Source organism: Paenibacillus sophorae (genome assembly GCF_018966525.1).
GTDB lineage: Bacteria > Bacillota > Bacilli > Paenibacillales > Paenibacillaceae > Paenibacillus_AQ > Paenibacillus_AQ sophorae.
In genome coordinates this window covers 5,236,021-5,257,724 of the sequence record NZ_CP076607.1, presented here as the reverse complement: position 1 = coordinate 5,257,724, position 21,704 = coordinate 5,236,021, and the positions used below count along the sequence as shown (strand labels likewise).

Annotated in this window: 15 protein-coding genes and 1 pseudogene; 11 read left to right on the top strand and 5 right to left on the bottom strand. The window is 45.9% G+C overall.

Annotated features, from left to right (window positions below; genetic code table 11):
* Window positions 1-40: 40 nt before the first annotated feature.
* The 4 genes from KP014_RS25435 to gmd all read right to left on the bottom strand — a co-directional run bounded on the left by KP014_RS25435 (window position 41) and on the right by gmd (window position 4,441).
* The gene (locus KP014_RS25435; protein WP_051499535.1) at window positions 41-1,219 is read right to left on the bottom strand and encodes an O-fucosyltransferase family protein; all 1,179 of its coding nucleotides are present in this window, start codon (window positions 1,217-1,219) and stop codon (window positions 41-43) included.
* 51 nt (window positions 1,220-1,270) lie between these two features.
* Window positions 1,271-2,350, bottom strand: a complete 1,080-nt coding sequence (locus KP014_RS25430) for a mannose-1-phosphate guanylyltransferase (RefSeq protein WP_036590431.1) — start codon at window positions 2,348-2,350, stop codon at window positions 1,271-1,273.
* A 56-nt stretch (window positions 2,351-2,406) separates the two neighbouring features.
* A complete protein-coding gene (locus tag KP014_RS25425) occupies window positions 2,407-3,336 on the bottom strand; it encodes a GDP-L-fucose synthase family protein (protein WP_036590429.1) in 930 nt (309 codons plus the stop codon).
* Window positions 3,337-3,418: 82 nt separating this feature from the next.
* Window positions 3,419-4,441, bottom strand: a complete 1,023-nt coding sequence (gmd, locus tag KP014_RS25420) for a GDP-mannose 4,6-dehydratase (RefSeq protein WP_036590428.1) — start codon at window positions 4,439-4,441, stop codon at window positions 3,419-3,421.
* A gap of 473 nt (window positions 4,442-4,914) precedes the next feature.
* Between gmd and KP014_RS25415 the strand changes: the two genes are divergently transcribed.
* Window positions 4,915-10,158 (top strand): S-layer homology domain-containing protein, encoded by a 5,244-nt coding sequence (locus KP014_RS25415; protein WP_036590427.1) that lies wholly within the window; start codon window positions 4,915-4,917, stop codon window positions 10,156-10,158.
* A gap of 94 nt (window positions 10,159-10,252) precedes the next feature.
* Here KP014_RS25415 and KP014_RS25410 read toward each other — a convergent pair whose 3' ends face one another.
* Window positions 10,253-11,575 carry a cation:dicarboxylate symporter family transporter gene (locus tag KP014_RS25410; RefSeq protein ID WP_036590426.1) on the bottom strand — a complete coding sequence of 441 codons (1,323 nt, stop codon included), beginning with the start codon at window positions 11,573-11,575 and terminating at the stop codon, window positions 10,253-10,255.
* 302 nt (window positions 11,576-11,877) lie between these two features.
* Between KP014_RS25410 and KP014_RS25405 the strand changes: the two genes are divergently transcribed.
* The 10 genes and pseudogenes from KP014_RS25405 to KP014_RS25360 all read left to right on the top strand — a co-directional run.
* Window positions 11,878-13,533: a PucR family transcriptional regulator gene (locus tag KP014_RS25405; RefSeq protein WP_036590424.1), complete on the top strand. Its 1,656-nt coding sequence runs from the start codon at window positions 11,878-11,880 to the stop codon at window positions 13,531-13,533.
* A gap of 179 nt (window positions 13,534-13,712) precedes the next feature.
* Complete coding sequence (locus KP014_RS25400; RefSeq protein ID WP_019908812.1) at window positions 13,713-13,937, top strand: helix-turn-helix domain-containing protein; 225 nt, start codon at window positions 13,713-13,715, stop codon at window positions 13,935-13,937.
* A gap of 279 nt (window positions 13,938-14,216) precedes the next feature.
* Window positions 14,217-15,797, top strand: a complete 1,581-nt coding sequence (locus KP014_RS25395; RefSeq protein WP_036590418.1) for a PTS transporter subunit EIIC — start codon at window positions 14,217-14,219, stop codon at window positions 15,795-15,797.
* A gap of 75 nt (window positions 15,798-15,872) precedes the next feature.
* Window positions 15,873-17,201 (top strand): 6-phospho-alpha-glucosidase, encoded by a 1,329-nt coding sequence (locus tag KP014_RS25390; protein WP_036590415.1) that lies wholly within the window; start codon window positions 15,873-15,875, stop codon window positions 17,199-17,201.
* Window positions 17,202-17,430: 229 nt separating this feature from the next.
* Window positions 17,431-17,913 (top strand): hypothetical protein, encoded by a 483-nt coding sequence (locus KP014_RS25385; RefSeq protein ID WP_090834293.1) that lies wholly within the window; start codon window positions 17,431-17,433, stop codon window positions 17,911-17,913.
* Entirely contained in the window at window positions 17,910-18,509 is a 600-nt protein-coding gene (locus tag KP014_RS25380) for an IS200/IS605 family accessory protein TnpB-related protein (protein ID WP_090834294.1), read from the top strand. Before KP014_RS25385 ends, KP014_RS25380 begins: the two co-directional genes overlap by 4 nt.
* Window positions 18,510-18,668: 159 nt before the next feature.
* Window positions 18,669-19,436, top strand: a complete 768-nt coding sequence (locus KP014_RS25375; RefSeq protein ID WP_036598537.1) for a MurR/RpiR family transcriptional regulator — start codon at window positions 18,669-18,671, stop codon at window positions 19,434-19,436.
* A 238-nt stretch (window positions 19,437-19,674) separates the two neighbouring features.
* Window positions 19,675-20,190, top strand: a complete 516-nt coding sequence (locus tag KP014_RS25370; RefSeq protein WP_036598535.1) for a PTS sugar transporter subunit IIA — start codon at window positions 19,675-19,677, stop codon at window positions 20,188-20,190.
* A gap of 129 nt (window positions 20,191-20,319) precedes the next feature.
* Complete coding sequence (locus KP014_RS25365; protein WP_090834295.1) at window positions 20,320-21,333, top strand: zinc-dependent alcohol dehydrogenase family protein; 1,014 nt, start codon at window positions 20,320-20,322, stop codon at window positions 21,331-21,333.
* A gap of 17 nt (window positions 21,334-21,350) precedes the next feature.
* Window positions 21,351-21,462, top strand: a pseudogene (locus KP014_RS25360) (LuxR C-terminal-related transcriptional regulator); the annotation flags it as partial.
* Window positions 21,463-21,704 lie beyond the last annotated feature (242 nt).

The window sequence follows — 21,704 nt, the reverse complement described above, 5'->3', positions numbered from 1 at the left end:
ATCCGTTCGGAGCACCTCCAATCCAGTGGTTTAGAATGAATTAACGATCCTTCAGCCTTTTCCATGTACGGTGCGTGCTATAAGCGATCTGCTTGAATTTTCCTACCAATTTATTGTCGGGATAAACGATGGTATTGGTCACCGCATAATTGGCTAAACTCGAATTTTCCGGCACCCAGTACATCAATTTGATATTGGTATCGGCCCAGTCATTAAGATACGTAACGGCTTTAGACATATTCGAATAGCCATTGCCGATAAAGAAGCTGCATTTCGCGGCAATATAGGCGTCCAATATGGCGTCTATTCCGTTTTGACGGCGGTGCATATGCGTTTCGAGATAAGGATCTTCGACGTCATTAGAGGAATGCCGCAGCGCATCCGTATACACAAGCATCGATCCGTACCGTTCCCGGTATTCATCCAGAATTTCCGTGCAGTCCGTGAGCAGGAAAATCTTTTTAATGTTGAATTTGCCAACCATATACTGGATTTCCTTATGATAGACCTTGTTTGACGTTTCAAGTTTATTCACTTTATGAATCCGGTAAATCTGGTGAAGCTTAAGGGTATCGTTGGTGTTCTGCTCCGGCTGTCTTTTCATCTTATACACTTTACCGTGATAGCGTTCGTTTATACTGTTCTTCTCAAATGCGTTAATGGAGAAGTTTTCGCGGACATGAACAGCAAGAATGGGTCCTTCATGCAGGGAGTTAGAATAAAAAAACTTCATGATCTTGTTTGTCAGATCCGGTTTGAGTTTCAAATATTTGCGCATCAAAAAGCGGTACGCATGCATCGTATCCATCCCGTACAAAGGGTGATCCTCCCCAACAAGAGAGAGGGCGGACATTTTATTCGCATACGTGTCGCATACCACGACATCAGCATCGCTCTCCAGCATTTCCCCGATGCTCCGCTCGGTCAGCGAGACCTGCCCGGGGTCAGACATCAGCAGGTTGTCATATTGCCATACGGATGGGAAAAAGCTGTAGCCCGGTTTCATTAAGTCTTCGATTGCGTAGTTAGACACCGGCTCAAAATACATATCAAAAGCGTTAGTATAAATCTTTCCGTTATAAAAGCTGTTGCTGCCCCAATGCACTACCGGAATTCTGCCGCTCAAATCCGCGATAAGAAGCTGCTCCAGCAGCTGGCGTATATCCATCCAAATACTATGGCTGTAACCTCTAATCAGCATAAAACGTAACCGGTTCATGTTCCTTATCACCTCCGTATTTCCTTTGCGTCAATGGGATAAAGCGGTCCTCTATGTCCGTTCCCCGTATCCGGTACGTTTCAACAATTGGACGAACGCTTTGACATCCTGAGCCCTCTCTTTGGGACAGACCAGTAATACGTCTTGCGTCTTAATAATCATCATATTCGAGAGACCGATGGAAGTGACCAGTATATCGCTGGTGAATATGATCGAATCTTGAGTATCCATTCCGACGTAACTGCCGCTAACGGAATTTCCGCTGTCGTCGTAGCCCATCAATTTTCCCAGCGCGTCCAGGCTGCCGATATCATCCCAGTCGAAGTAGCCCTTAATGGCTGTAAGGCTGCTGCTGTTCTCCAGCACTCCGTTATCGAAAGATATATCGGGCAGTTGATCAAAAGCTTCCTCTATCACTGAATCAAAGTCAGGGGAGTCTATTTGGTCCAGCGCTGCTGACAGGATATTAAAGTGTTCCGGCATATGCTGCTGAATTCCGTTCTTGAAGGACTGCAGATTGCCTGCAACCATGCCGCTGTTCCACAGATACTGTCCGGATTCTACGTAAGTGCGAGCGGTATCGGTGTCGGGTTTTTCCTTAAACTGTTGAACATTGGATACCTGGGGTCTGGGATCGGTATGCTCGCTCGGATCAATTTTGATATAACCGTAGCCGGTTGCAGGGTATGTCGGATTTACACCGATAACGGTCAGAGCTGAGCTGTTGATGCTCTCCCTATACGCTTGGTGGATCGCTTTAAGGTACTCATGCTTATTGTTGACATAGCTGTCAGCCGGAATGAAACAGACCAGGCTGCCTTGGAACCGGCGTTCCAGCAATAAGGCCGCATAGGATATGCAGGCCCCGGTATTTTTACGGAGAGGCTCGAGTATAATATTTTGCAGGGGAATAATTCCCTTAAGCACTTCCCGGGTTATCTCCGCATAATTTTTATTAGTAATGACATAGCATTTGTCCGGCGGTATCAGCTCGGTAATGCGCTCAAAGGTCTGCTCAAGCATGCTGCTCGTTCCTTCGACGCTGATAAACTGCTTGGGCTTGTGTTCCCTGGAGAGGGGCCACAGCCGCAGTCCGGCGCCGCCGGCCATGATAACCGCATATTTATCCATGTATTCACCTTCCCGATAGTCGAGATCTGAGAGAGTAAGGCCGCCGCTTTAGCAAGTCATTTGACGTGGTCCAGATAGTAGCGGTAGGCTTTGTCGAGGCCTTCTTTCAAACTGGTCTTTGCCTTCCAGCCCAGCTTCTCCAATTTGGACACATCCAGCAGCTTGCGCGGTGTTCCATCCGGCTTGCCGGCATCAAACAGCAGCTCGCCATCGTAACCGACGACAGCTTTCACCATTTCCGCCAGTTCACGGATGGACAGATCCTCTCCTGTACCGACATTCAGGAACTCTGATCCGTCGTAATGCTCCATCAGGAACACGCAGGCGTCCGCCATGTCGTCGATATACAGAAACTCCCGGCGCGGCTTGCCTGTACCCCACAATGTCACGCTGGGCTGATTTAATGATTTGGCTGCATCAATTTTGGCAATCATGGCAGGAATGACGTGGGAGTTGTTGAGGTCGAAGTTGTCATTTGGTCCGTACAGGTTGGTGGGCATCACACTGATATAATTGGTTCCGTATTGGCGATTATAATATTCGCACATTTTAAGCCCCGAAATTTTGGCCAGCGCGTAGGCTTCATTCGTCGTTTCGAGCGGCCCTGTAAGGAGATATTCCTCCTTAATGGGTTGGGGGCAGAGTTTGGGATAGATGCAGGAGCTGCCCAGAAAAATAAGCTTTTTGACATTATTCTTAAATGCGCTGCGTATGACATTACATTGGATCAATTCATTTTCCATAATATAATCCGCGGGATAAGTGTTGTTTGCCACGATTCCGCCGACTTTGGCGGCTGCCAAAAACACATAGTCGATATCCGACTCTTCAAAGAAACGTTCCACTGCCGCCTGGTTTGTCAGATCCAGCTCCTGCAGCGTTTTACCGATGATATTCTCATATCCTTTACCCCGCAGATTTCTGACAAGCGCGGAGCCGACAAGACCTTTATGTCCGGCTACATAAATCCGACTGTTCTTCTCCAAGATAAAGCGACTCCCTTCTCACCTGATGTATTAAGTTTCCAATATACGAAGTGAACCTGCATCAATGCAGGGATGGAAGCGATCAGGAACCCTGATCGCTCTTGGCCATCATCTCGACAAGCTCCTTGAAAGATACTTTTGGCTCCCAACCCAGCTTCGTTTTTGCTTTGGTCGGGTCGCCAAGAAGCAGATCGACCTCGCTTGGCCGAAAATACTGTTCGCCTACCGTGATCAGCACGCGTCCCGTGTTGGCATCAATTCCTTTTTCGTCCAGGCCTTCTCCTGCCCAGGTAAGCGTAATCCCGGCATGCTGGAAGGCAAGCTCGCAGAATTCCCTTACCGTATGGGTTTCGCCTGTAGCTATAACATAGTCTTCCGGGTGATCCTGCTGCAGCAGCAGCCACATCGCCTCTACATAATCGCCGGCAAAGCCCCAATCCCGTTTGGCGTCCAGATTGCCGAGCACAAGACGATCCTGTTTGCCTTTTAAGATGTTGGCGAGGCCGGTTGTAATTTTGCGGGTGACGAAAGTCTTGCCTCGGCGCGGCGATTCGTGGTTGAACAGGATGCCGTTACAAGCATACAGATTGTAGGCTTCGCGGTAGTTAACGGTTATCCAGTAAGCGTAGAGCTTGGCGACGGCATAAGGGCTGCGGGGATAAAACGGGGTCTTCTCGCTTTGCGGAACTTCTTGGACGAGGCCGTACAATTCGCTGGAAGAGGCCTGATAAAACCGGATGCCAGGGTTTACATCGCGAATGCTCTCCAGTAGACGCATCGAACCGAGAGCGTCTACATCTCCCGTGAATTCCGGAATATCGAAGGACACTCTGACGTGGCTCTGAGCGCCCAGATTGTAGACTTCGGAAGGCTCAATTTTGCTGATTAACCTGCTTAATCCTCCGGGGTCCGTAAGATCACCATAATGCAAAACGAAATCCGGCCGGTCCCCCGATTGATTCTCCAGGAGATGATCAATTCTTTCCGTGTTTATTGAGCTGCTTCTGCGGACCATTCCGTGAACTTCGTAACCTTTGCCCAGTAGTAGTTCGGCCAGATATGACCCGTCCTGACCCGTCACACCGGTAATGAAGGCTTTTTTCAAGTTGGTTTCATCCCCTTTTTTTGGTATGGTCTATGTATATGAACGAGAATATGAGAATGTTTGGGTAACTGTACGCTGAACGTAGAATTAAGGATATGCATCCGGGGTATTCGGGTAGTAGGAAATCGTAGAAAAGGAAGAATTTTTCTTGTGAAAGGTGTATAAGCGTAAGTATGAACCCTATCAAGTTACAGTAGGGTTCTTTTCTTTTGGGAGATGATGAGGAGAAACAGAGACACTAGGGTTTGAAAATGATCTGACGGATGTGACAAAATATCTATTTTGGTGATAAAAAACAGGATTTTCCTGTCTATTGTTAAGGGATATATTGACAAAACTCGAGCAGTTTAGGTAGGATTCGATATATATTTAGTTATTTTGATGGTTTTACTAGGAAAGGAGTCCTATTGATGAATTAGGTATTATGAGAGGGGTAAGGGGATAGATTTCAGAAATATTTAAGGAGATGGAATATGTATTCAAAACGTTTGAGAAGCTCTGTTTCGTTGATTCTGGTCTTTATATTATCTATATTAAGTGTGCTTGAAGTATCGGCAGCTTCTCTGAAGGCTACGGTGGTTTCTTCAGAACAGGTGCAGGATGGCAAACAAAGGATTTCAGTCAATAGTGTCATAGATGTTACTTATGCAGATCTTAAAGTGCTGGAGCAGAATAATGTTGAGTTTTCTCTCTTCAAGGATGAAGCTATAGTTGCCAGCAAGGTGAAGCAGAAAGGCGAAATAGATCACATTTCAGCAGCGGATTCTGTTTATTCCGTCTATTTTACCGACATTTCTTTTGAAGGGTTGGAAGCCGGAACGGAATATTCTCTACAGGCAACATATCAGGGTGAGACAGGACCGGTTGTCACCCCATCTCAGACCATTCGGGTTCCGTCTTCATCAGAAATTAAAGTTGTTGTTGAGCGGATAACAAAGGATTCTGATACATACGAAATATCTCCCGCCGGGGAGATTCGCAGCGATGATAAGCAGATCAGACTTACGATCTTAAGCGATGGAGTGCCGTTGGCGAACAAAGGGATCTCAGTAAGCAATTACAATACAGGATATAACAATTTCACTACGGATGCAGCCGGTCAGGTACAGCTGAAGGGCAATCCCAAACTTGTGTTTAATAAGTCTGTTCTGTTCGTGGCCGTCAACCAGGGGACGGATCAATACGAGGCTGCGCCGCTATATGTAACGGACCTTCAGCAAGCGGGAACATACACTGTGGCCATCCGTTACCTTGATGCGAAGGGCAAGCTGATTCGTCAGCGCAATAACAGCACATCTTGGCCGAGTGGAGTTGTAGACAGGGTAGGGATTACCGGTTACGACGTGCTGACGCTAAAAACTGGCTCCGTTTCGGGAGATTTTGTTGCATCCATCAAGTCGGAGAACAACGAGACTTACTTGTTTCAGACAAGCCAGGCAGCATTGTATTCTTCTACAGATGGAAGTCATACTACGATTGTACAGGATGGCCAGGATTACAGCCGGCTGAGCTTTCAATATACATGGAACGGGAGTCCGGCAAATGTGGAGTCGTTCTCCATTGCTCCTAACAACCAGTATAAACAAATTAACACTTCGAGTATTTACCAGAACTTGGATTCAAATGCTATATACGTGAAGAAGGACAGAGAATATGATCTTACGGCAATCGCCCGTGTTACGGGAATGGACGGTAAGATTGTATTCCGCAGCAAGGTAACACCGACTGAGCCGGCGACCATTGTACACTCCGCTGCCGTTGCTTCAGAATTTAGTGCGCTGAAGCTCCAGGTACCGGATCAGGGACAAGGCAGCGGAAAGGTACAAATATCCTATCTTAACGATAAATACAACTACAGCCTGATCAGTACTTCACTTCCGGCGGCGGACGGAACTTTATACGTGCCAAAGGGTCAAAAAATTCATCGTTTGACGGCTAGTGCCGCTCCTGATGCAACGGCGAACAGCTATAATAATAATCAGGTTGTTCTGGAATCTTACTTCAGTCCTCTAGAGAATGACTATACTTTCAAGGCTGGAAGTACTTATAAGGCCCAGATTATCTTGAAGGTTCGGGGTTCATCCTACTATGAAGTGCCTGAAACGCGAAACCGGATTGTACTGGGCGAGAACGTTGAATATCGGGTGGTCATGACGGATGAATACAATAATATTCTTGATTTGAACACTAACTACAAGGCTAAGATTGTCGATGAAGCCGGAACCACAATCGAAGAGAACCGGCTGTCCTGGACTACGGAAGAGAAGGACGGGAAGATGCAGCGTGTGGACAAGCGGGAGTGGAAGCCGGTTAAGTCCGGAACCTATAAGATCCAATGGTTCCCTAATTATTATCAGAATGGTCAATATGTTAATGGAGAACTGCTTGCTGAAACGGAACTGCAGGTTCTGCCGAAGCAAGAGCTTGATGTTGAGATCAGAGGCAAGGATGGCAAACCGGTTGATTTGGTAAACAAGCCATTTCTGACCAAGGACCAGGCAGAGAAAATAACAGTTACTGTGCGTCAACATGAGACAGGCGCTCAGGGACAACTGCTGGCAGGGGTAAAGGTTCAACGTTATGGTGAAGAAATAGGAGTGACCGATGAGCAGGGGAGTTTGGTCGTCCCTGATAAGTACAGGTCTTATTTTGGAGAGCTGCTGTTCAAAAAATCCGATTATTTGTCCAAGACAGTGTCTCTCGCTGTCATAGACCCGGAGAAACAATCGGTGGTTCGGGTACGGGGGCTCGACAAGCCGGAAGGAGAAACTTATGCCGGTGGCGTTCCGCTGGACTTTGCGTATGTTGATGCAGTAATTAAGAAGGACGACGGTTCCTATAACAAGCAATCCCAGTTCATCAGCCAAGATGATCATGAGGCATTTCTTGTTGTAGAATCACCCTCGGTAGTCGGAATTGACTTTATGCGCTACAATCGCAGTTACCTGGGAGTGGAATCCAAGTACGGGTACTACATGTATGGTTCCATTCGTACGGAGCCAGGCAAGGAATATTCATTGGTGCTGGATGCCAGACAACCTCTCCAGCAGGTCAGTAAAGTTAATCTGACAAAGTATATGGAAGAGCTATCCGTTGTACGCACAGGACTGGCTGGCGCAGACTACGTTCCTTATGTAATCGATAGTAATGCTACAAATGAAAATTATTTTTACGCTGCACAAGGCACTTACGACGTATTGGCTCATACCCGAGGCAACACATTTATTTATCGTGATGATGTTGTCATTGGGGAAGGAGAGAACACACTGGAAATCGTTGAGTCGGATTCTGGACTGGCTACTCTGCTTGCGCCGGAATCGGGAAGCATTTATACCGTTGAATATACGACTCCAAGCAAATCGAAATTGAGAGGCTATGCATATGATGCGGCTCAGGTTCAATTGACTCCAGGTGAAGTAACGGTTCAACTGGATCAATCTGCCGGGGCTATTGAGTATCAATATAACATCCATTTCGCGCCTGGGACGCTGAAAGCCGGCACGCTCACACAGCTTGCCCCGCAGGCAATCCATGGTTTGGATATTGTAGGGCTACAGGATGGAAAATTAGTTCGTTCCGCTGGTGAGAATTCGCTGGAGGTCGGATTAGTTGATGCCGCTGGAAACAGTATCGGACAAATTAAGAAACCACAGATTCTGGTTTCAAACGGAGGTTGGGGAGACTGGTATAAATATGTATATCCGGAATCCGCGACCTACGAAATTCAGGATGAGGCAGGGAACGAGCTGTATAAAGGGAATTCCTTAAATTATCCGCTGAGTGTTTACGGGTATTTGCCTGACGGAACTTATGTAATTAAGGCTGCTATAACCATTGATGGACAAACCTACAGCCTGGATAAGAAGTTTGTACTGGAATCAGCAGCAGGAACTGTAGTTGATCCGGGACAGAGCACTCCAGGGGAAGATATGGATAATGGTCAAGCCGGGCAGCCGGTCAACGGCAACAATGGGGACGTTAATCCGGGAAATGGGAATGTTGGAACGGTAATCTCTTCTCCATCTCCCACTCCTGCTGCGCCTTCAACTACGATCAACGAAAATGTAGACAAGCTGCAAGAATTACTAAAGGATGCAACAGGTACGGCATCGGAGCGAGCTTCAGCAGCTCAAAGCGCCCTGACAAGTATTGCTCAGTCTCTTAAATCTGTTGGAACGCCTCAAGAGGCTGAACAAAACAGCAAGAGTCTAACCCAAGCATTAAATAGCGCTTCTCAATTGCTCGAAATGATTCAGGACCCTGTAGAGAAGCAAAAGATTGTTAGCTCTGTCAGTGAACTGATGGAGAGTGCTCCATACTTGCTGAATCATTTGGACAGCCCTGAGAAGGCGATTGAATTCACACAGGCACTTATTCAGAATGCAGCTGCAGTTTTGAATAACGCACAAGGAGTTGCGGTAGAAGCGCTCCAGCAATTGAAGGTTGGAGTGGTGTCCTCCTGTCAAGCGGCTCTTAATAAGGCTGGCGAAGTAACGATTGCCAAGGAAAATGTGACCGTGGAGGGCAATTCTGTTTCCTCCAGTTTGAGCGAAGAATTGATCAGCAATCAGATTCAATCGACTAAACAAGCTTTGACTGTTGTTTCCCAGGAGCTGACAACCAAGCTGGGTGCGGGCTTAGCTGATGAATTGAAGCTGTCCCTGACCGTTAAGACACCGTCAATAGGTGAAGGTATTAATAAGCTGAATACTTCTCTTCCGTCAGAGATATTAGCTTTGGTCAAAGAGAACGGAATTGATGGACTGAAGCTTCAGATGGATCATACGGCATTCACAATTGAGCCAGATACCTTCGGCAATGTGGAAGCAGGCCAGAAGATTACCTTGGCGGCTGAAGTTGTGCAGAACGCGGTGGTGAACAAGCCTAGTCAGGCTGAACCGCTGGCCAGCATACCCGTTATGGAATTTAGTGCATCTGTCGGAGGCAAAGCTGTCGAGAGTTTCGTGAAGCCAGTCAATGTAACCTTCGATGTCTCCTCCATCGATACGTCCAAATACTCCGAAGCGAACCTTGAGAATCTGACAGTGTATGTGCTGGATGAGAAGAGTCTCACATGGGAAGCGGTTGGGGGGAAATATGACCCGATTACACAAACTGTAAGTGCGCCCAGAGGCCACTTTAGCCAGTACACAGTGATGTTGGGAACAGGCGCTTTCTCTGATGTGCTGCAGACCCATTGGGCTGTGAAGGAAATCAATTATCTGCTGGCCAAAGGTATTCTGGAACAGACAAAAGAGTTCCAACCTTCTGACAAAGTAACACGTCAACAGTTCGCTGCCTGGATTGCCAGAGCATACGGTCTGGACGGCAAGAACCTTTCCTTGCCATTTAAAGACGTTGCTATCGGTAATTCTTATTATGATGAAATTGCAGCTGCGTATGCTGCAGGGATAATTAATGGCAAATCAGGCAAGGTCTTCGATCCTAAGGCAACGATCACCCGTGAGGAAATTGCAACGATGCTGGCGCGTGCATTGACGACCTATAACGGAGTGAAGACAATAACTCAGCCAGGAACAGTGAATGCAGCTTTTACTGATGGAAACAAGATTTCGAAGTGGGCAGCGGCAAGTGTTGCTCTAACCAAGAGTACACAGCTGTTTGAAGGATTTGAGGATAACACCTTCCGTCCTGCCCAGACTACGAGCAAAGCGGAAGCTGCTGCACTAATTTACAGATTATATCAACTTCAATAAGGTACTCTGGATAATCTCACGCATATAGAAGGCCGCAGATTCAGTAACTGATCTGCGGCCTTTTGCGTTAGCATATCAATAGAATGGAAGATTATTAATCATTGGCCTGGATGGTTACCGGCATGCCGGAAGAATCATGCGGTTTGTTCTGCATGGCCAGCAGAGCTTTATCCTTGTTGAGCAGCCCTTCCCAACGGGCTACAACGAATGTAGCGACGGTGTAGCCGATAATGTTGACCGTCGTACGGAAGTTGCCCATAATGCGGTCAGGAGCAAGCATAAGCGCAACGGCAGCGATGGGTATAGAGCCTGTGCTTGCCGCAGTAGCCGACAAGGCGACGAACGCCGAGCCCGGAATGCCGGCCATTCCCTTGGAAGTAAGCAGCAGCACGGCGAGAAGTACGATTTGCTCGTATATGCTGAGTTCTACGCCGGTTGCTTGCGCCAGGAAGACGAGCGCCAGCGACAAGTAGATAGAGGCGCCATCGAGGTTGAAGGAGTAGCCTGTCGGAACGACGAGTCCGACAACCGAGCGGTCGCAGCCCGCTCTCTCCAGCTTGCTCATTAATTGCGGCATAACGGCCTCAGTCGAGCCGGTTGCAAATGAAAATACAATTTCCTCACGCACAAGCATAATGGCTTTCCATAGACCGATTCCGACAAACACCCGCATAATCACTTCTAGAACGAGCAGGAAGAGCAGACAGGCCACCGTCATGGCGAGGAAGAGCTTGCCGAAAGCAAGCAGCGTCTGCATGCCGTACTGGCTTACGGTGAACGCCATCGCTCCAAAGGTAGCAATTGCGGTCAGCTTCATAATGAAGCCCATAATTTGAAAAATGACATGGCTAATGTGCTCCAGCAGGTTAATAAGGACCTCTGAGGTCTTGCCCCCTACACGTACGAGAGCGAAACCGAAGAGACAGGATACAAGCAGCACTTGCAGCATCGTGTTCGTGGCGAACGCCGATACAACGCTGTCTGGAATAATGTTCATAAAGAATTCAGTTCCGTGAGGGAGCTCGGAGTTCTTGGTCACTTTAGTCACAGCGTCAGTGGACAGTGAATCAGGATTCACATGCATCCCTGATCCCGGATTCATCACGTTTGCAACAAGCATGCCGATAATCAGGGCGATTGTCGTTACAATCTCAAAGTACAGCAGCGCCTTGCCGCCGATCCGACCGACCGTCTTAATATTGCCCACCTTCGCAATGCCAAGCACGACGACAACGAAGACAAGAGGGGAAATAATCATCTTGATGAGTTTAATGAACCCGTCCCCGAGCGGTTTCAATGCGATTCCGAATGTGGGCCAAATATATCCAACAACAATACCCAGCACAATGGACATCATGATTTGGAAAAACAAGCCTTTGTAAAATGGCTGACGCACCTTAGCTGCTGTCTTGTTCACGTTTGTCATCCTCCTAATAATTTAATTTCTGTAATCCAACCTGCATAAAGCTTTCTTAGTGTTGCTCTTCCTGCTTCTTCCTGAGTACTCACCTTTCATGTTATTTTTTGTGACTTCATTTGTATTCTTTATTGACTGATTATAATAGATTGTATCCCACAAGGCATTATATACCTTAAATAAAAATAGCTATCACTTTTGTTGATGTTGTATAATTAAGACATGCTATGATAGGTATTGGCTATTCATTTGTGGATAATGAGGTAAATTAACTATCACAAGTAACGGAGGGTTGAGTTTCCATGATATTAGCAGAGCTCTTGAAAATTCCGTTTCTGCTGGAATCAAAGGTCATATGCGGGTTTCAGGGACTGGGGCGGACTGTCTGTTCCGTCAATATGATGGATGCGCCGGATATTATTGATTTTGTAAAACCCGACGAACTATTAATCACAACGGCTTATGCGCTAAAGGATCACCCCGAGGAGCTTGTGGCGCTCATCCCCGAATTATCGGCGGCCGGCTGCGTCGGACTCGGAATTAAAAAGCGTTTCTGGTCAGCGATCCCCCAGGAGGCAATCGCCGTCGCCAATGAGGTCGGTTTCCCGCTGATTGAGCTGCCGCTCAACGTTTCGCTTGGCGATCTCATTAACCAGGCCATTGATGCGATCTTGGACAAGCATACCGATACACTGCGTAATGCGCTGCAAAGCCATCGTCAATTTTCCAGCCTGATTCTAAAGGGGGAGGGAATTCCCGAAATTGTGCGGGATTTAGCAGGGCTGCTGGACAGCCCCGCCATCCTGCTGGATCAAAGGTTGAATTTGATATCGGCGTCTTCGCATTTCCGGAAGCAGGCTTATCAGCACTTGCTGCCCAAAATCCGCGAGTTGGCCAGTCAGCTCCCGAATGAAGACCGCACCTCTGTATGCTGCTTGGCGGATGCCGCCCCCGGAACGCTAAACTATGTCGCCGCGCATCCGATTATGACGTACCAGCCGCAGGGCTTCCTGCTGACGCTGCAGCAATCGGTCGAGCTTCAGCAGCTTCCGGTTATGATTATGGAACAGGCCGCCAACGTCATCAGCTTCGAACTGCTCAAGAAGCAGGCGGTGAAAGAACGTTCCAGACGCTATAAGAATGATCTCTTTATGGATATCGTTAACGGGTTTATTACTTCCGAGCAGGAATTGATTCACCGTGGTAAGCGTTACGGACTGTTCGAGAAATTACCCTCTTTGTGCATTGTTATCCAACAGGACGATGACCTGGGCAGAAGGGAGTTTGCTCTGCCTCCTTCCGAGGAGCAGCAATTGTCCAAGCGGGAAGAACTATACGAAGTTTTGAAGGAAGCGTTTCTCTCGCGGGGTCATTCGTTTGTGCTGTTCAACAACAAGGACCAGTTCGTGCTCATTCTTTCTATTTCCGGGGGCAAGACGGCTCCAGTGCATGCGGAACGGATGCTGCGGGAACAATTGACCGAAATCAGTGACAACCTTTATCATAGGGAGAAGATTTCCGTGTCGTTCGGAGTCGGTAATCCGATTGACCGGCTGACGGATATCCCCGTAACCTACAAAGAGGCGGTTGAAGCTTGGGAGACGGCCCATAACAGCAAGAAGCGCCGCTTTGTCCAGTTTTATCATGTGAAGAAACTGACCGATCTGCTGCGGATGCTGCCGCTTGAAGAACTGAAGAAATATTATAATGATACCTTTAAAGAATTGAACCGGCTGGATGAAAAAGAGCGGCGGGAGCTGATGCGAACATTAATCGCTTATCACGACAACAACTGTCAGATTGCCGAGACAGCCAAGCAATTGTTCGTGCACCGCAATACGGTCGTCTACCGGCTGGAAAAATGCGAGCAGCTCACCGGCCGCAAAATCAGAAATACCAGCGACAATCTGCGCTTCAAGGTCGCCTATCTTATGGAGGAGCTTATTGATGCGGATTGATACGGTTGTAAACAAGAAGCACTTTCAATCCTTCGCATACATCAGGGATTGAAGGTGCTTCTGCCCATTTTAGACCCGCTGACGGCACCATTGAGATACCCAATACATACTATAAATTTGACTGTATCCCTTTACCTTGTTAGACCAAACAATCCCGGGCAAGGAGGGGTGACACCACCATGAAGGGGAACGAGCATCACAGCAAATTCTTGTTAACGCATCGTGAACGTGAAGTATTCGAACTTCTTGTTCAGGATAAAACGACGCGCGATATCGCCGGCTTATTATTTATCAGCGAGAAGACGGTTCGCAACCACATCTCCAACGTTATGCAAAAATTAAATGTAAAAGGCCGTTCGCAAGCGGTTGTCGAGCTGATCAAGCTTGGGGAGCTGAAAATATAGACGGGGCCTGCGACTATGCGTTAAGCCTTCTTTGGCCGAATGGCCGGGGGAGGTTTTTTGTTTGCTTGACGAACCAAATCGCTGACAAGCAGACGCTGCCTGGAAGTGCTTATGAAACCAAAACATGGAAACTATTAATAACAGGTTGTCAGTTGATGGAACCTGTTTTTTAATGCCGTTTTTGTATTTAAACGGGGGGAAAAATTTGTTAGAGTGTAAAACGTAAACAATAAACCGCTTACATAATGCGGAATTGAAAATGATGAGGGGGGGCTTTTGATGAAGGATAAAGTTGTAAACAGTATGCAGATTTTTGCAAGAGCGATCGTTGTTCCCGTTTTGTTTTTGCCGATCGTCGGTTTGATTTTGGCAATTACTACAATTTTCAGTAATCCGACAATTGTTGGTGAAGGCAGTTCCTTAATCAATGTCGGCAAGTTTATGGCCAGCGGGGTTTGGCCTATTTTGACCAACTTGGGAATTGTCTTCTGCGTTGGCATCGCGATGGGAATAGCGAAAGAAAAGAAAGCGGAAGCGGCGCTTATAGCTCTATTGTCATACTTGACATTCCTGGGTGCTAACAACGAGTGGCTTAAGTTAACGGGAAAATTAATCAAATATACCAATCCCTCTGAATTACAGGGAACCGGGCAAACCATCGTATTAGGCTTTCAAGTCATTGATATGGGGGTTTTCCTTGGAATGATCCTCGGGGTCATCGTAGCGCTTGTCCATAACAAGCTTTGCAATAAAGAGTTGCCGGGAGCGATTTCATTGTATGGCAACACCAAGCTGGTATATATCGTTTTAGTTCCGATTTTGACCGTATTGGCTGTTGTGTTCAGTTATATTTGGCCATTTGCCGCCGACGGTATTCGGGCAACAGCGAATTTCATTAATTTCTCAGGTTCGATAGGCGTGTTTATATACGGATTTTTAAACAGATTTCTCATACCTACAGGATTACACCATCTCGTATATTCACCATTCCTCTATTCTAACATGGGTGGCGAATTGACTATAAACGGACAAACGTATTTAGGCGCTTACAATATATTCCTGGCGCAGATAACAGATCCGTCTGTCAAGCTGTTTGACCCATCCGCAAAGTTCTTGCAATACGGTATGGTTAAAGTTTTCGGTTTGGTAGGAGCGGCTCTGGCCTTTTATAAAACAGCGAAACCCGAAAAAAAGAATACGTTAAAAGCCCTTTTAATACCAGCGGTAGCAACTTCATTTTTGGTTGGCATAACTGAACCCATCGAATTTACATTCTTGTTTGTGGCGCCGTTTCTATGGGTAGTTCACTCGGCTTTGGACGGCATATTTGAGGTTATTGCAGTACTCTCGGGGATTAGAGCTTTTGGGGCAGGCGGACTCATAGAATTCCTGACTTTTAATTTGCCTGCAGGAATCGGCAGAACAAGATGGCCTTTATTTGTTGGCATAGGACTTGTTCAGTTGGCGACATATTACGTTGTATTCACCTTTTTAATTAAAAAGTTTAACCTCAAGACCCCGGGCCGGGAAGATGATGAAGTGAAATTGTTCACTAAAAAAGATTACAAAGAGAAAACAACAAGCCAAAAATCCGTCGAGACAGCTATAGCCGCAGGCAAAGATACCGATTTAGCTGCCGCTATTGTGGAAGCTCTTGGAGGTAAGGGGAATATTGAAACCGTTGACAACTGCTTCTCTCGTTTGAGGGTCAAGGTAACGGACGCTGGTATCGTTGATGAACCGGGTTTAAAAAGTACAGGAGCATCAGGCGTTATTAAAAACGGCGAAAATATTCAAGTCGTCTATGGGACTAAAGTCAATGGGGTTAGAAATGCCGTTGATAAATATCTTGCAGGTTAAGCTTTTGCCAATCAAAGAGGTATTAAATTTATCATTAAATTTAATATACAAAAAAAGTGGAGAGAGGGACGAATCATGAGTAAAAAGTTTACTGTAACAATCGCGGGCGGAGGAAGCACATTTACGCCGGGTATCGTCTTAATGTTGTTGGATAATCTGGATAAATTCCCTATTGGAAAACTAAAGTTCTATGACAACGATAAGGAAAGACAAGATATCATAGCCGGAGCATGCGACGTTATTTTAAAAGAACAAGCGCCGGACATTGAATTTGTCGCGACTGTTGATCCGGAAGAAGCCTTCACAGATATCGATTTTGTTATGGCTCATATCCGGGTCGGCAAGTACGCAATGCGCGAATTGGATGAGAAAATTCCTTTAAAATACGGTGTGCTGGGTCAAGAAACCTGCGGCCCCGGTGGAATTGCTTATGGAATGAGATCCATTGGCGGAGTCATTGAAATCCTTGACTACATGGAAAAATACTCGCCAGATGCATGGATGCTCAATTACTCGAACCCGGCGTCGATCGTTGCCGAAGCGACCCGCAGATTGAGACCGAATTCCAGGATTTTGAACATTTGCGATATGCCGATAGGTATTGAAGCGCGGATGGCTGAAATTTCAGGATTAGAGTCTAGAAAAGATATGACCGTCCGTTATTATGGACTGAATCATTTTGGCTGGTGGACGGATATTCGCGATAAAGACGGAAATGATTTAAAGCCGAAAATTAAAGAGCATGTCGCAAAACATGGCTATGTTGTTTCGGTTGGAGACAGCCAGCACACGGAAGCAAGCTGGAATGATACCTTCGCTAAAGCCAAAGATGTGTATGCTTTGGACCCTGACACATTTCCTAACACCTATCTGAAATACTATTTATTCCCGGATGATGTTGTTCAACATTCTAACATAGAATATACACGAGCAAATGAAGTCATGGATGGAAGAGAAAAGTTTGTATTTGGCGAAGCCAGAAAAATTATCGAACAGCAATCTACAGAAGGCTCCGGATTGCATATTGATGAACATGCTTCCTATATTGTTGACCTTGCAAGAGCCATTGCCTTTAATACGAAAGAAAGAATGCTGATGATTGTCGAGAATAACGGGGCAATTGCCAATTTTGATCCTACGGCTATGGTTGAGATCCCTTGTCTTCTTGGCAGCAGCGGACCGGAACCGCTGGCTATGGGTAAGATTCCTCAATTCCAAAAAGGACTTATGGAGCAGCAAGTTTCTGCAGAAAAATTAGTGGTCGAAGCCTGGATCGAAAAATCCTATCAAAAGCTGTGGCAAGCCATTACCCTTTCCAAAACAGTACCTAGCGCATTCGTCGCGAAACAGATTTTGGATGATCTGATCGAGGTCAACAAAGACTTCTGGCCTGAGTTGAAATAATTGTAAACCCGCGTAAATTTCTTTAATTGAATGGAGTCTGGTCATAAGTAGCGATCAAGCTGCTTATGACCGGCTCTTTTTGATATAATCTTTTTTTTGAACAGATTTAGTGTCGCAGTCCCCCACCTTTAAGCCAACAGCGAAGGTGGGGGTTAGACACGTACGCTTCAACAAACATATGTTCTTGTGTTATACTAGATCCATCAAACTTGCGATGGAGGCGTATCTCATGAAGGTGGTTACAACACTCAAACATACAACTACGTCTCACCACCGCATGCTAGATGCGACTCTTCATGTGTATCAAGAGGCACTGTCGTTCTTGATTACGGTCATCCAAGAGCAGTTTATGGCCTTGGAATCGTTATCCACCCAAGCGGTGGTGACGGCGGTAGAACGGCTGACTCACCGTACCAAGCACAATCCGAATCCGTTCTACGCCGAATTCGATCAACGCTTTTATAAGTTTCCTTCTTACTTCCGCAGAAGTGCTATTGCGGAAGCGTTTGGCATTGTGAAAAGTCATCATTCCCGTTTTGAGCTTTGGCAAGCCGAGCGGCAACACGCCCAGCAAGAAGGGAAACGCTTTTCGAAGAAACCGCCGACACTCCAAGCTCAGCATCAGGCGTTCCCTTGCTTGTACAAAGGCAACATGTTCGTTCGAACCTCCGATACGACAGCAACCTATTCAAACGTAACGTGTGGAGCATGAAAGAATGCAGCCCCACATTGGTTCGGAAAGAAAAACGCTATGCCCTTCATATCGCCTATGAAGGGGATGTGAAGTTGACTCAGGCGGAATTTTCCAAGCAGCGGGTGTGTGCCGCCCGATTTAGGATTAACACATTCCGCAGTCTGTTCCGTGATGGACGCTTCACAGGCAAACTGAAACAAGCCCAGCGTCAATCCGGTATAGGCGCAAAACCGAATTTCTGGCGGCAGATGAACGGCTTACAGACGCATATCGTCCACGATACCGCGCATCAAATCATCGCCTTTACCCAAAAGCACAGTGCAGATGTTATTATCATGGAGTATTTAGGCAAGATGCGTCTGCCTAAAGGAACGTGGGGAGCCAAGCGGCTTCGTGCCAAACTCCAGTTTTGGGCCAAACGGCGCATCCAAACGAAAGTGACCGAAATGGCGCATTTTCTAGGGATGCGGGTTTCCATGGTCAACCCTGCGAATACAAGTGCGCTTGCTTTTGACGGGAGTGGATGGGTAAAACGAAACACGAAGCGTGATGTTGCCGAACGTATTGGATGTTGGCTTCCCTCATTCGGGTGCAACAGGCGCCTGAGTCTTTAGGTCATGAAGCGCGTAGCGTGTGCAACCCTGTATCGATGCCAACAGAAGCCCCCCACTTCATGCGTAAGCTAAGTGGGGGAGAGTTCAATGTATAATAAGACCAGTGGATATTACTAAGTAATAATTTCCATTTTACAATCTATTGTGGGTGGCGAAAGCATGGGGTTAGATATTCATAAGCTGGTAGATAAATATCAGTTGAATCAAACGGAAGAAAAAATATTAGTATATATCATCGACAATATAGAGAATGTAAAAGAAATAGGGGTAAGAGGCATCGCAAAGGAATTTTATACATCTACGACGACAATAATGAATTTGGCGAAAAAATTGGGCCATACCGGCTTTCTGGATATGTATTATCATCTTAATTTTACATTGAAGGATAAAAAGTCTCAATTTTCCGGCAAAAAAAATAATCAATTCTACGGTGTTGATCTGGAACAATTATTATCATTAATAGATCACAAAAAAATAGACGAATTTGTAAACTTGTTGCTGGAAAACAAAAATGAAATTATTTACACGTGGGGAGGTGGATTCTCTGCACCGATTACGGAATATATAACCAGAAAATTAATCGTTCTTGGATTTAAATGTATCTATTCCGAACCCATTGAAAGCTATGATGTAAACCCTATTCAGGCAAAATTGTTTATCAATGTTTCCAAATCCGGAGAAACGGATTCTTTGCTGAGAATGTCGCATTCGGCAAAGAGAAATGGAATTAAAATCATTTCATTTACAGGAGACTCAGAAAATTCTTTATCCAAACTATCGGATATTAATTTAAAAATAGTTGATATGAATACGATGGATGACCGTAATAAGTCAGCCTCTTCTTTCTATGCGAATGTGCTGATGTTATTTGAGTTTTTGATTGGTGAATATTTGGAGAAAATAAAGGAAGACTCTGATAAAAATTGACATAACGAGAACAACATACTTTTATCTTGGAAACGTGTTACTTTTCTAAAGTACACGTTTTTTTGCGTTGTGAAAATGTTTACACAAGTAAACGCTTTAATATAATATCGGTGTATAGAATAAAGAAGCTTGAGAGGAGGAGAGAAATATGGTTCTTAAAAAATATGAGGAAATAAAATCGAGGTCAAGCGGCCATATTTTTTAATCATACACTATAAATCATTTGGAGGTATTTCTCATGTTTAATAAAATTAAAGCGCTTATATTTCAAGATAAACCGGAACAGCAGCAGGAAGATGGCTTTATTGTTCCTATTTCTGGGGAAATTATTGATTTGAGCCACGTGCCGGACGAAGCATTTTCCCAGCGGATGATGGGGGACGGATTTGCTATTCAGCCAGAGAATGGAGAAGTCTTCTCACCGGTGGATGGAGTCGTTACGACAGTGGTTCCCAGCAAGCATGCTTTTTCCATTAAAAGCAATTCCGGGATTGAATTTTTAATCCATTTTGGCGTGGATACGGTTAAGCTAAAAGGAGAAGGATTTGATGTTTATGTAAAGGAAGGAAGTGTAGTTAAAGCGGGGGACTTGATCTTAAAGGTTAACCTCGAACAAATCAAGGACAAAGTACCGTCTGTTGCTGTTTCGGTTATTTTTATCGAACTGAACGGAAAGAGCTTCAGTTACAAGAGCGGCAAAGTAGCAGCAAAGGAAAAAGACGCTGTTACTATACAATTTGAGGACATGCAATGAAGATCGAGCATATTGCACTGTGGAGTGTAACCGCTAACAATAAATATACCAATCAGATTGAATAGTTTGCATGTGTTGATTTGGTAAGGCCTGAGCAAAAATCAGTTTAATAACTGGGAGTTGGTAATCATGAGGGCAGTGGTATTCAAAGGAAAGCATCAAATGGAAGTGTTAGATTGGAAAACGAAGGATCTCGAACCGCATGAGGTGCGAATTCGGGTCGAAAGTTGCGGCATTTGTGGTACGGATCAGCATATTTATCATGGGCACCCCGGCTCTGCAGCGGTCAACCCGCCGATCGTGCTCGGCCATGAACTGGCAGGCGAAGTGATAGAGTTGGGGTCTGGGGTTTCGAACTTGAAGCTAGGAGACAGAGTATCGATAGATCCGAATATTTATTGCGGCGAATGTGAATATTGTCGGAGCGGTCGGCCTCACTTGTGCGATCACCTTCAAGCAATCGGCGTGACGCGAGACGGTGGCATGGCGGAATATTGCATTGTTCCTGCGGTAAACGCTTACCGTATCCCGAACGAGATGAGCTATGTAGAAGGTGCGATGGTAGAGCCTGTCGGTTGCGTCTTGCACGGATTGAAGAAAATCGATGTTCGCCCGGTTCATACGGTACTCATTATCGGTGGCGGTTTCATCGGCCAATTATTCCTCCAGCTTGTAAAAAAACAAGGAGCGGCAAAAATTATTGTCAGCGAACCTGCGGTGGAGAAACACGAGCGGCTTCTTGAACTGGGGGCGAACGAGGTCGTGGAGCCTACGAGTCCGGAAACGGTACAACATTTGATGAATATTGCAGATGTCGTGATCGAATGCGTGGGACGCAAAGAATCAATGGAGCTTGCAATCAAAGCAGCTCGAAAAGGAGGTCAAATCCTTCTGTTCGGCGTACCCTCACCAGACACTCTGATCAATGTTTCGCCGTTTACCATTTTTTCAAAAGAACTAAGCATAAAGGGATCCTTTATTAATCCTTACACACATGAGGAAGCGATTTCTTTCATTCGGCAAAACATAATACGGATTGAGCCATTAATCAGCCATTATTTCGCACTAGATGACATTCCGGAAGTGATGGGGAAATATCCGCAAATGAATGTAGCGAAAGGTGTAGTCACTCACTCTACATAATATGCGCGATTACACAGTCATCCAAGGGTTTTCGCAACCACATCTCCAACGTTATGCAAAAATTGAATGTAAAAGGCCGTTCGCAAGCGGCTGCCTTGGCTGATCAAGCTTGGGGAGCTGAAAATATAGACGGGGCTTGCGACTATGCGTTAAGCCTTCTTTGGCCGAATGGGCCGGGGAAGGTTTTTTGTTGCGGGGGAGTAGCTATTAAAGCCAAGGAGTATACAAAATGAGGCAGCAGTTGTAAAATTGCATTATTTGCGACTTCCAACTGCGATACATAAGTAGTGTGCATCCATTATTTGTTAAATTCTACTCAATGCCGGTGCGCGGAAGCGCCTATATCAACGATACGGAGGATTTCTAGATTT